Raw genomic sequence first — 12,318 nt, 5'->3', positions numbered from 1 at the left:
GGCTAGCTCAGGTCCTCCAGCTCGAACAAGGGACGGGGTTGTGGGGCCCGGTGACTCGGGCGGGGACGCTCCACCCAGTGGCGCGTGCGGTGGAAGACCGGTGGCGGCAGCGGGACGCGCCTCGCCTCATGGGTCTCGCGCTCGGCGGCGGTCAGCTCCCGGACGAGCACATGGCAGTTGGTGCCGCCGAACCCGAAGGCGCTGATGCCCGCACGGCGTACCCCCTGCCGGGCCGGCCAGTCCCGCAGCTCGGTGTTGGGCCGGAAGGGAGAGGACTCGAAGACGAAGCGGGGATTGGGGTGTTCGCAGTGCAGCGTCGGCGGCAGGGCCCGGTGCACCAGGGAGAGCACCACCTTTTGGAGGCTCGCCATCCCCGCGGCCATCAGCAGGTGGCCGACATTGGACTTGACGCTGCCGACGGCGCAGAAGCCGCGTTCGGCGGTGGACTCGCGGAAGACCTCGGTGAGCGCCTTCAGTTCGATCGGGTCACCGATCATGGTGCCGGTGCCGTGCGCCTCGATGTACGAGACGCTGCCCGCGTCCGCCCCGGCCTGGGCGAGGGCCTCGCGGACCACGTCCCGCTGGGCCTCGGGGTTCGGCGTGGTGAGGCCCATGGTGCGGCCGTCGTTGTTCACCGCCGTGGACTCGATGACCGCAAGCACGCGGTCGCCGTCGGCGAGTGCCGCCGGCAGCGGCTTCAGCAGGACGGCGCCGACTCCCTCACCGGGGACGAAGCCGTTGGCAGCCGCGTCGAACACGTGGCACGCGCCGTCCGGCGACAGGGCACCGGAGGCGCTCAGCGACAGGTAGGGGGTCTCGTCCAGGATCAGGTCCGCGCCGCCGACCAGCGCCATCTCGCAGTCGCCGAGGCGCAGGGCCTGGCAGGCCAGGTGAAGGCTCGTCAGTGACGAGGAGCAGGCGCTGTCCACGACCAGGTTCGGTCCGCGCAGGTCCCGGACGTGTGCCAGGTGGGCGGCGATGAAGTTCTGGTTGAGGCCGGTGGCGGTCGCCCGCCCGGGCCGGGTGATCCGTGAGGCGTAGCTGCTCGTGCCCGATCCCACGTAGACGCCGATCCGGCGTCCGGCGAGCTCGGCCGCGGTGTATCCGGCGTCGGCGAAGGTCTGCTCGGCGCACTCCAGGAAGAGCCGCGTGAGCGGGTCCATGTGGGCGGCGTCGGTCTCCGGGATGCCGAAGTACCCCGGGTCGAACTCCTCGACGCCGTCCAGGAATCCGCCCCACTTGCTGATGCTGCGGCCCTCCCGGGGCTCTGGCGAGTACAGGCTCGCCACGTCCCAGCGAGAGCGCGGGACCTCCCGCACCCCGGAGCGGCCGTTGCGCAGCAGCTCCCAGAACTCGCCCGTGGTGGCCGCACCGGGGAACCTTCCGGCCATGCCGACGACGGCCATGGGAATCACCGGGGGCGCGGCATCGGAGCGGCTGGAGTGGACGGACCGGCCGGCGGCCGTGCGGGGGTCGGCGGTGGCCTGGGCGGGCAGGGTGCCTGCCCAGCGGGCGAGGGCGTCGTGGTGTCGCTCCGCCAGGTGGGCCGCCAGCCTGGCGACGGTCGGGTGCTCAAGGATCACCGACGGGTCCACCGGGGCACCGGTGACCGCCTCCAGCCGGGGGACGAGACCGGCGATGAGCACCGAGTCGACGCCCAGGTCGGCGAAGGGAGCCTCCGGGCGGATCGCGGCGCGGTCCAGCAGGGTCGCCTCCGCCAGCACCTCGGTGAGGTACTCGGCACACCGCTCGGCCAGGCTGGCGCTCGGTGCGGGCGCCGGTGCGGCGTCCGCGTCGGCATCGGCGCCGATGCCCCTGCCGGGGGCCGTCCCGACGGCGGCGGTCTCGGCTCCGCCCAGGAGCCGTTCAGCGGCTCCTGGCAGGGCCGCCACGGCGACCAGGCTGGTGTGCCCGGTGGCGGCCAGGGCACGTTCCAGGAGGGCGAGCCCCTGTTCACGGGTGAGCGCTCCGAGACCGGCCTGCCGGTAGCGGGGACTGGTGACCTCGCCCATGCCGAGACCCGCCCAGCTTCCCCAGCCGATCGCCAGGTACCGGGTGCGCGAGCCGCGTGACCAGGCCAACCCGGCCCGCTCCTCGGCGAAGGCGTCGAGCAGGGCGTTGGCGGCGGCATAGTCGCTGAGACCGCCCGCCAGCGCGGGCACGGTGGCGGAGAGCGAGGAGTACAGCACGACGAAGTCGGGTTCGTCCTGGGCCAGCGCCCGGTCGAGCGCCAGCAGTCCGGCGCCCTTGGGCTCCCAGCAGTCGGCGATCTCAGCGAAGCCCTTGTGGACGAAGGCGGGCGTGGGCGACACGGAGCCCGCGCAGTGCAGGACTCCGGCGATACCACCGAACCGGGTACGGACTCGCTCCAGGAAGCCGGTCAGTGCGGTCTCGTCGGCCAGGCTGCCGGTGTGCAGCAGAACCTCGGCCCCGGCCTCCTCCAGTCGGCGGACGGCAGCGGCCCGTTCCCGCCCCCAGCCGCCTTCGCCGGAGCCGTCCAGCGGCAGCGGACGCCGGCCGGCGAGGGCGAGACGACGAGCACCATGCCGCACGAGTAGTTCGGCCGCGGCCAGACCGAGTCCACCCGTGCCCCCGGTGATCAGGTAGGCCCGGCCGGGGTCGACCGGCATGCCACCCAAACTTCCGGGCGGGGTGGTCCGCCCGTTGTCCGTGGTCCGCAGACGTCGTACGTGCCGTACGCCGTCGATGTAGCGCACCTCGGACTCCCCGCCCGCCGTGCCCAGTTCACGGACGGCCGCGCCCAGGGCCTCCTGCGCCTCCTCGACTTCGAGGCCGACCGCCCGTACGGCACCGCACTCCGAGCCGACGGCCCGTACCAGACCCGCCATCCGGGCGCCGCCGAGCCGGGCCCTACGCCGCACGTGCGCCACGGCCAGCTCCTCCGTCCGGCCGTTCCCGGCGAGGGCCTGGAGCAGCCCGACCCGTGCGGCCTCACGACCGAGGGCCGGCCCGCCGAAGGCGTCGACCAGGTCGACGACAGCCGCAGGGTGTCCGTGGCGGGCGGTGATCTCCCGCGCGGCACGCACCCCGGCCCCGTGGTCGTCGAGGTCCAGTTCGTACTCGTGGGCGCCGAGGGAGGGAAGCGCGGAGGACTCGCGCAGCACGATCCAGTCCACGGTGTCCAGCCCCGCGAGCTCTTCGAGCAGGCCGACACCTGTGTCCCGGCCGAGGAGGAGCAGGCACGGTCCGTGCGGTGCGCGCACCGGAGCTGCCGAGGGTGCGGGCACCCAGCTGCGGGTCAGCAGTTGCGGCAGGTGTGCCGCTTCCGGCTGCGTCGCCGTCATGTCGTCGCCTCCGAGCGAGGGTCCGTGCGGGGTCGAGTGGTCGAAGGGATAGGCGGGGAAGGGCACGCGGCGGCGGCCCGGCGCGGTGGGCCAGATGACCTCCTCACCTGCCGCCCAGCGGCGCGCGAGCGCGTGCGGGCCGGAAGCCTCGGCACCTGACGCAGGGGACGGTTCGCCGTCGACCGTGTACAGGCCGGGAGCGCCCAGCCCGGTGAGGAAGGCGTCGAGTCGGCCGACGAGTTCCCCGCGGGTCGAGGCGACCGCGGCCAGCCGTACCGGCAGCGGGGTGCGGGCCACGCGCGAGGTGTGGGCGAGGTCGGCCAGCCGGTACTCCGAGCCGGACAGGGAGTCGCGCAGTCCGCGCGCGTACTCCCTCAGCCGCTCAGGGGTGGTGGCGGAGAGCACCACCACCTCGGGGTCTCCCGGGTGGTCGGCCGGATCGCGGTCGGGGGCCGCTTCCGCCGGGGGCTCTCCCACGATGACGTGGGCGTTGGCCCCGCCGAAGCCGAAGGCGCTGACACCGGCCAGCAGGGGCAGCGGCGCGCCCGTCTCGTCCGTCGGCTCCCATGCCTCGGGCGCCAGGGGCAGGCGGAAGGGGCCCCGGTCCAGCTCCAGGTGCGGGTTCGGCCGGTCGCCCGCCGCGTTCGGCGGCAGCGTCCGGTGCCCGATGGCGAGCAGCACCTTGATCAGACCCGCCATGCCCGCGGCCGACTCCAGGTGTCCGATGCCGGCCTTGACCGCGCCCAGGGCGCACCAGGGCGGGCCTCCGGGGGCACCGAGGCGGCTGAAGGCCGTGCGGAGACCGGCCACTTCGATGGGGTCGCCGAGCCGGGTTCCGGTGCCGTGCGTCTCGATCAGCGACACCGCGCGGGGGTGCGCGCCCGCCCGGCGCAGCGCCGTGGCGACGGCTTCGGCCTGGGCCTCGGGGTTCGGGGCGGTCAGTGAGTGGGCCCGTCCGCCGTGGTTGACCGCGCTGCCTCGGATCACTGCACGGACCGGGTCCCGGTCGCGAAGGGCTACGTCCAGCCGCTTGAGGACGACCACACCGGCGCCTTCACCGCGGATGAACCCGTCGGCACGCTCGTCGAAGGTCCAGCAGCGGCCCGTCGCCGACAGCATCCCGGCTTTGCCGAGGGACTCGAACCAGGTGGGGGAGAAGAGGGCGTTGACGCCGCCGACCACGGCGAGATCGCATTCGCCCGCCTCCAGAGCTCTCAGCGCCCGGTGCAGGGCGGTGAGCGAGCTGGAACAGGCGGTGTCGACGGCCTCGCTCGGCCCGCGCAGGTCGAGCAGGTACGAGAGCCGGTTGGCGATGATGCTCTGGACATGGCCGGTGACCGAGTGGCCGGCCGTCTCCTCGCCGCTGCGGGCCAGCAGTTCGGAGTAGTCGGACAAGGTCGCCCCGACGAACACCCCGGTGCGGCTGCCGCCGAGCCGGCGCGGGTCGTGGCCCGAGTCCTCCAGCGCGTGCCAGGCCGTTTCGAGGAACAGCCGCTGCTGCGGGTCCATCAGCCGGGCCTCGCGGGGCGAGATCCCGAAGAAGGCGGCGTCGAAGGCCAGGACGTCCTCCAGGAAGCCGCCGAGCGGACGGGTGCCGGTCCAGCGGCCCTCCGGCGCCTCGGTGACGAGGTCGCGGCCGGCCATCAGGTGGCCCCAGTACGCGTCGAGGCCGGGTGAACCGGGGAAGCGCCCGGCCATGCCGATCACAGCGACCGGGATCGCGGGTTCCGGCCCGGAAACCGGGGATCCGACGGCAACCGGAGCCACCGCCTTCGCGCTCTCGGGGCCGGCGTTCGCTCCGGTGCCGGCCGGCTGGGTGCGGGCCACGGCCGCGCCTCGACGTCCCAGCTCCTCGGCGAGGGCCGTCAAAGTCGGGAACTCGAAGAAGACCACGGGGGTCAACGTCAGCGCGAAGAGCTGGTTCAGCCGGTTGGCGAAGTCGGTGAACAACAGTGAATTGAAGCCGTAGTCCCCGAACTCGGCGGTGACGTCGACCTGTGTCAACGGCAGCTTGACGAGCCGGGCGGCCTCGTCACGGAGCCGTTCCAGCAGGGCGGCCGGGCGATCGTCCGCCGGTCCCGGCCCGCGATCGGCGTGGAGGTGCGGTGCGGCCGGGGCCGGGGCGGGCGTGAGCGCGGCCAGCGCACCGGCGATCCGCTCCTGGTCGCCACAGCCGATCAGTACGGTCGTACTGTCCAGGCCGAGTACCTCCTCGAAGGCGCGCAGGGCGGCATCGCGGCCGATGGCCGTCAGGCCGAGCGTCGTCGCGGTCAGCCGGCGTGCAGCGGCGGGCATGCGCATGCCTCCGTCTTCCCAGAGGGGCCACACCGCCGAGACGGAACGCCCGGAACGCAGACCCCGGGCGGTGCGCGCGGCACGCTGTTCGGCGAACGCGTCGAGGAAGCGGTTGGCGGCGCAGTACTCCGCCTGCCCGGCGTTGCCGAAGGTGCCGACGAACGAGGACATGAGCAGGAAGAAGTCCAGGTCGTCGTCGACGGTCGCATGGTCCAGCACCTCGCAGCCGGTCACCTTGGGTGCGAGGACCTCGCGGATCCGCTCCCCGGACTTGTCCCGGAAGGATCCGTCGCGCAGGACCCCGGCGGCGTGTACGACGCCGCGCAGCGGGCCGTGCTGCTGCCGGGATCTGGCCAGGGCCTCCGCGGTCTGCCGGGCATCCGTGACATCGGCCTGGATGTAAAGGAGTTCACCGCCGTGCGCCCGTACGTCCGTACGGAGCCGGTCGATCGCGGCGGGAGCGGTTGAGCGGCCCAGCAGTGTGACGGAGGCCCGGCAGCGCTCGGCGAGCCGGGCGGCCAGCAGCCGTCCGACGCCGCCCGCGCCTCCGGCGATCAGGTAGTGGCCGCCGTCCCGCAGGACACGGCTGCCGTGACCGGCGGCCAGGGGCAGCCAGCGCCGCACCAGGCGCGCTCCGCCGTCCCTGCGTACCTCGGCCGTGCCGGTCCGTGCCTCGGCGAGGGTCTCCGCGAGGGTGGGCTCGGCACTGTCCCGGGCGACCTCGATCCGTACGGTCCGGAACAGCGGGGACTCCTGGGCGAGGGCCCGCCCGAACCCCGTGACCGCGGCGCTGCCGGGGTCCTCCTCCGTGGGGCGGCACAGGCAGACGAAGGTGACGTGTCGCCCCCGGACCGCCAGCCGGGCCGCGGCGAGGGCCGCGTCCAGCGAGGTCGTCCCTGTGCCGCCGTCGGTGTCGAGACAGCGCCGGTCGACGACGATCAGGTGCTGCTCGCCGGCGGCCGGTTCGGGTATCCCGTCGGGGCCGGCCAGCAGCAGGTCGGCGCCGACCGCCCACTGCGGGGTCGCGCCGATGGCCACGACGGTGGCACCGGCCGGGAGACCGTCCGTGAGGGCGGGCTCGGGGAGCCAGTGCGGTGCGTAGTACGCGGTTTCGCCAGGGGATTCGAGCCCGGCGGGCATGGCGGGCATGGCGGGCATGGCGGGCATGGCGGACACGGTGGATGCTTCGGACACGGCGGAGGGCGGCTCCTCCAGCCAGTGCCGGGCGCGCCGGAACGGGTACCCCGGGAGCGGGACCCTGCGCTGCCCGGTCCCCGGCAGGACGCTCGGCCAGTCGACGCGTACGCCCTGGCACCACAGCCGGCCGAGCGCTGCAGGGCCGCTGCGCCGCGCGAGATCCTCCAGCAGGCGTACCGATTCCGTGCCGCCGTCGAAGACCTCGGCAAGTGCCGGGGCCGCGGCCACGCGCCCGAAGGAGACGGCCCCGACGGCCGCCGCCGCGGCCTCGATCCCGCCCGGATCCGAGCCGAGGCGGTCCAGGGTCTCCGCCAGATCGCCGGGGCCGGCGGCCAGGAAGGCGATGCGGCAGCCGAAGTGCTCGCGTCCGGCCCGGAGCGTGTGGCCGATGTCGCCGAGCGGGTTCCGCCCCTCGTCCGCCCGCACCCAGCCGGCCAGGCGGGTGCATACCTCGCGCAGTTGCTCCTCGTCACGGGCGGACAGCAGGATCAGCTCCGGGTCTCCGGCGGGGGCCCGCCGCCGCCGAGCCGGGTCGGGGGCCTCCTCCAGCACGGCGTGGACGTTGACGCCCCCGGCGCCGAAGGAGCTCAGCGCGGCGCGCCGCCGCATGCCCTGGTGGTCGTGCCGCCACTCGGCGGTCTCCCGCTGCACCCGGAACGGGGTGCGCTCGAAGTCGATGTGCGGGTTGGTCTCCTCGGCGTGCAGCGAGGGAACCAGTGTGCCGTGGCGCAGCTGGAGCAGGACTTTGGTCAGCCCGGCGACGGCCGCTGCCGCCTCGGTGTGCCCGATGTTGCCCTTGAGACTGCCGACCGGGACGCTGCCGGGCCGTACCGTGCCCCCGAAGGCCTGGGTCAGGCCTCGGATCTCGATGGGGTCGCCGAGCGGGGTGCCCGTGCCGTGTGCTTCGACGTATCCGATCGTGGCCGGGTCGACGGCGGCGCGGCGCAGGGTGGCGGAGATCAGCGTGGCCTGGGCTTCCGGGCTGGGCACGGTGAATCCGTTGGTGCGGCCGCCGCTGTTCGCGCCGATCGCCTTGATCACTCCGTAGACGTGGTCGCCGTCGGCGAGCGCGTCGCGCAGCGGACGCAGCAGAACCGCGCCCACGCCTTCGCTCGGGATCATTCCGTCGGCGCCCGCACCGAACGGCCGGCAGCGACCGGTACGGGAGACCATGCCGAGCTGCGCGTACTGGATCCGCCGTGCGGGATGCAGGATGAGGTTGACACCGCCGGCCAGGGCGGCCGTGACGGTGCCGCTGCGGATGGCGTCACAGGCGAGCTGCAGGGCGACGCCCGAGCCGGAACAAGCCGTGTCGACGGCGAGGCTGGGCCCGGTGAAGTCGAAGAAGTGCGACACCCGGTTGGCGATCTGGTAGAGGTCGCTGTTGGGGTAGCGGCTACGGCCGCCCAGTGCCGCGTTCGCGCTGAGCACGGCGTAGTCGGGGCCCATCGACGCGACGTACACGCCGACGTCGCGGCCGAGGTCCGCGGCCGTGTGCCCGGCGTCCTCCAGTGCGTGGTAGGCGGCCTGGAGAAAGAGGCGCTGCTGGGGGTCCATGGTCTCCGCCTCGCTGGGGGCGAGGCCGAAGAACGGCGCGTCGAACTCGTCGACGCCCTCGATCAGTCCGGCGGCGGAGGTGTACGTCTTGGCGGGCCCGCCGGCCGGGTCCACGACGGACGGGCCGCCCCAGCGCTCCGCCGCGTCCGATATCGACTCGGTGCCCGCGAGGAGGTTCCGCCACAGCTGCGCGATGTCGGATGCGCCCGGGTAGCGCCCGGCGATCCCGACGACGGCGATGTCCCCGGGCGCGGTACCGACCGCCTCGATCTCCTCAGGTTCGATGACTTCCGGTTCGGTGTCCGCGCCCGCAGTGGCGAGCGCCGGCGGTGTCGCCGTGTCCGGATGCAGCGCCTCGGCCAGCCGGCCCAGCGTCCGGTGTTCGAAGAAGAGCGTGGCCGGCAGCCTTCCGTACCGCTTCTCCAGGGCCACGGTGGCGTCGACGATCTCCAGGGATTCCAGCCGCAGCGATGCGAGCGTGGTGTCCGAGCTCATGCTGACTGCCGGGATGCCGCGCAGCCGGGCCAGAACCTCGTACAAGGCCTCCAGAGCAGTGCCGGCCGTGTGGCCCGGCTCGTGGCGCCCGACGCTGCCGGGCGCACCGCCGATCCACCGGTGGAGTGCCTCGGCCCCCGTGAGATCGGCGGCCAGGCTGGTGAGCGCCGCCTGGCGAACCGGATCGGCAGACCGGGCGGAGGGCTTCGCCGGCGCGGTGGCGTGCCGGCCCGGATCCGTGCTCGCCGTGTGGTCCTCGGGCCGGAAGACGACCTGGGCGGCCGCGTCGCGCGGGACCCGCCAGACGGTCGTGTCCTCGGCCGCCGGTGTGCCCGTGCCGAGAACGGTCTCGAAGAACGTGCGCACCGGGGTGTTCCGCGCCGTCGGCCGGTATACGGCCTCCAGCATCGCGGCGTCCCCCACAGAGGCCGCGGCAACGGCGGAGAGGAAGGCGTGCTCGACCCCACGGCCCAGCACCCGGCAGCTCAGCAGGAAGGTCTCCAGTACGACGGCGTCCTCGCCGGCCCGGGTGACGGCCGCTCCGACCAGCCCGTACTCCCCGAAACGGTCGCCGACTTCGGCCACCCAGCACCGCGCGCCGTCGGCGAGCAACGCCTTCAGCTCCTGCTCGGTCCTGCGGATCCCGGACAGGTTGAACTGGTTGGTGCGCTGGGTGAGCTGGGCGACCCGGGCGAGCTGTTCCGGCCGGGCCTCGCGCACGTCGATCCGCAGCCGCAGTCCGGCGATGAACTCCCCGAGCGTGGCGGCGGATCCGCGCAGCTGCTCGCGCTCGCGGCCGACGCGGTACATCGAGGTACGCCGACGGTCCTCGTCGGTGACTGCGGGCCGGTCGAAGGCCCACAGCCGGTCGAGGAATCCGGACACCTCCGCCTCGTCCGAGGGCAGTGTCAGGGCCAGTACGTCCGGGCAGGAGGCCCGGACGGCGGCGGTCTCCACCGGGTTGTCGTCGAGGAAGACGACGCTGTCGAGCCCCAGTCCGAGCTCGGCCGCGAGGGCGGCGATGTTCCCCGGCTTGGGGTTCCAGTCGATGCGGCGGGCCGCGATGTGCTCGGGACGCAGCGGCATCTCCGGGTGGTGGCGGAACACCTCCTCAACGTCGTGCTCGGAGTTCTTGCTGCTCAGGCAGATCAGCACACCCTGGTCGTGCCGCTCGACGGCCCACCGCTGGAGTGCCAGGTGCGCGTCGCCCAGCCGGATGCCGTCAGGTCCGTCCTCACCGCAGACACCGCCCCACAGGGTGTTGTCGCAGTCCAGGACGAGCACCTTGTACGGAGGCGCCAGGAGGGAGTGGACCGTCCGGGCGACGGTGGTGGCAAGAGCCGTCAGGGCGAGCGGGGTGTACGGGAGGTGGGCGTGCTCCTCCCGTGCCGCGTCGTGGTGCCCGGTCACCCGGAAGCCGCTGCTCCAACGGTCGCTTCCGGTGACATGGATGCCGTCGACAGGGGTGAGGGCACCGCGCAGCCGCTCCTCCAGGTGCGTCAGTTCCCCGGACCTGGCGGCCTCGGCCGGCGGAGAGGCCGGGCACACGACGACCGCCAGCGGCACCGCGGTACGCCGCGCGCACGCGGTGGCCGCCGCGGTGAACTCGTCGACGGTACGGGTGCCTTCGGTGCCCTGCGGCCAGTCCTCCAGCCGGATCAGTACGGCATTGCAGCCGTGCGGGTTGGCGGAGAACGTGCTCCGCGGGTCGAGGAGTTCCTGGAACACCTGGCCGTAAGGGGTGAGGTGCACCTCCAGGCCGAGCCCGAGCCGCTCGCTCCAGCGGGTGAGGAGCTCGCGCAGCGGGTCGGTGGTGAAGGTGGCGGCCACGGCGAGCAGGCCGCGGCCGGTGGAGTCCGTCACGGGCGCAGCGGTGGCGGGCACGAGGCGGACGGCGGTGTCCTGCTCCGGCGCGGCGTGCGTGCGGCCCGCGAACTCGTCGAATTCGTCCAGCAGTTCCACCACCGTGTCCGAGGGGCCGGCTGCCAGCCGGCCGACGATCGTGGCGGCCACGGGCTCGACGGGCAGGGCCTCGTCCGCCGCCGCCACGCTGTCGGCGAAGGAGGTGGCGAGCCGCGGCGGCCTGGCGATCAGCACACGGACGCCGGAGTACTCGGCGGCGGCTGCCCGCACCAGGCCCTCGACGGCGCTCTTCGCGGCGGCGTAGTGGGCGAGGCCGCGCCTGGGCTCGCCCGCGTAGGCGGAGGAGATGGCCACGATCCGGCCGGCGGCAGCCGCGAGGTCCTCGGCGAAGGAGGAGAGCGGGGCCTGCGCCAGTTCCAGTGCGCGCCGGACGTGTTCGCCGGCCCGCGCGACGGTCGCCGTGTGCAGGTCCATCCCCTGTGCGGCAGGGCCGGCGTTGAGCAGGAGCAGATCGACCGGCCCGTCCTGTGCGTGGATCCGGTCCCGTACCTGCTCACACCACGAGGGATCGCCCACGTCGCCCTGGTGCAGCCGGATCCGCCCGGCGTCGGGGCCCAGCGAATCCGCCAGAGCCTCCGCTTCGGCCCGGCCGTGCCGGAAGGCGACGTGGACGGTGCAGCCGGCCACGGCCAGGGCCTGGACCAGCGCGGCGCCGAGGCCGCGGCTGCCTCCGGCGACGAAGGCCACGCGCCCGTCGAGGGACCCGGGGGTCACGCGTGCGCGGATCTGCTCGGGTGAGGGGGCCGGGACTTCTCGCCGGGCGAAGGCGCATATCTCGACACGGGCGCGCAGCCGTCCGGCCGCCACCTCACCGGTCAGGCGCACGCTGCGGAAACGGATATCGACGTCGGCGATCTCGCCCTTTGCCGCGAAGCCACGGGATGCAGTGGTCTCTTCGCAGGTCAGCTCGATACTGCTGATGAGTGCCGACCGGCCCGGCGCCTCCATGCCGGCAAGCTGGCTGGCCCAGGCCAGCGCCGCCGCGTGCTCGACGTCGATGCCGTGGTCGTTCAGACCGACTTCGGCGAGCAGTTCCTTGAGCCGTGCCCGGTCGGGACGGTAGGCCGAACCGATCGCGGTGCCCACGACCAGCTGCTCCAGGGGGGTCTGCGCGGCGGTGTCGAAGGCCCGGGCTCGCGCCGCCCGAGACGGTGCGGACCGCAGGGCGCCCGGCACGTACGTGATCTCGGCGTCGAGCAGCACCCGGCGGCCGTCCAGGATGCGGTACCGGGCTGCGTCCGGGCCGGCGGCCGCCACCTCGCATGCGTACCGCTGCCCCGGGATGACCGGGCCGGGAAAGCGGACCTTCAGGCTCGCGAGCCGCATGCCCGGCCTGGCCGGTCCTGCGGCCAGGGCCTTCAGCACGCACAGCACGCCGTGGGCGACGGGCTCCCCGAACGGGGTGCGGCTCGCGTACGCCTCGTCCACGTGCAGCGGGTTCAGGTCGCCGCTGGCCCTGGCGAACGCGTCGGTCTCCACTCGGGTGACACTCAGGGGGCCGGTGACGGTCAGGGGCTCCATGGCCGCTGCTTCCTTTCCACGTCTT

The 12,318-nt window shown here is 73.9% G+C and carries 1 protein-coding gene; it reads right to left on the bottom strand.

What is annotated here, in order from left to right:
• Positions 1-2 precede the first annotated feature (2 nt).
• Complete coding sequence (locus tag OG207_RS07370; protein ID WP_329096976.1) at positions 3-12,293, bottom strand: SDR family NAD(P)-dependent oxidoreductase; 12,291 nt, start codon at positions 12,291-12,293, stop codon at positions 3-5.
• Positions 12,294-12,318: the final 25 nt, after the last annotated feature.

Source organism: Streptomyces sp. NBC_01439, from assembly GCF_036227605.1.
In the GTDB taxonomy this organism is placed as follows: Bacteria; Actinomycetota; Actinomycetes; order Streptomycetales; family Streptomycetaceae; genus Streptomyces.
Note: the sequence above shows the minus strand (reverse complement) of the source record. Positions and strands in the feature narration are given on the sequence as shown.

Excerpts from the sequence above, each read along its gene's own strand:
- OG207_RS07370 (WP_329096976.1), bottom strand. The coding sequence starts at position 12,293 with ATGGAGCCCCTGACCGTCACCGGCCCCCTGAGTGTCACCCGAGTGGAG.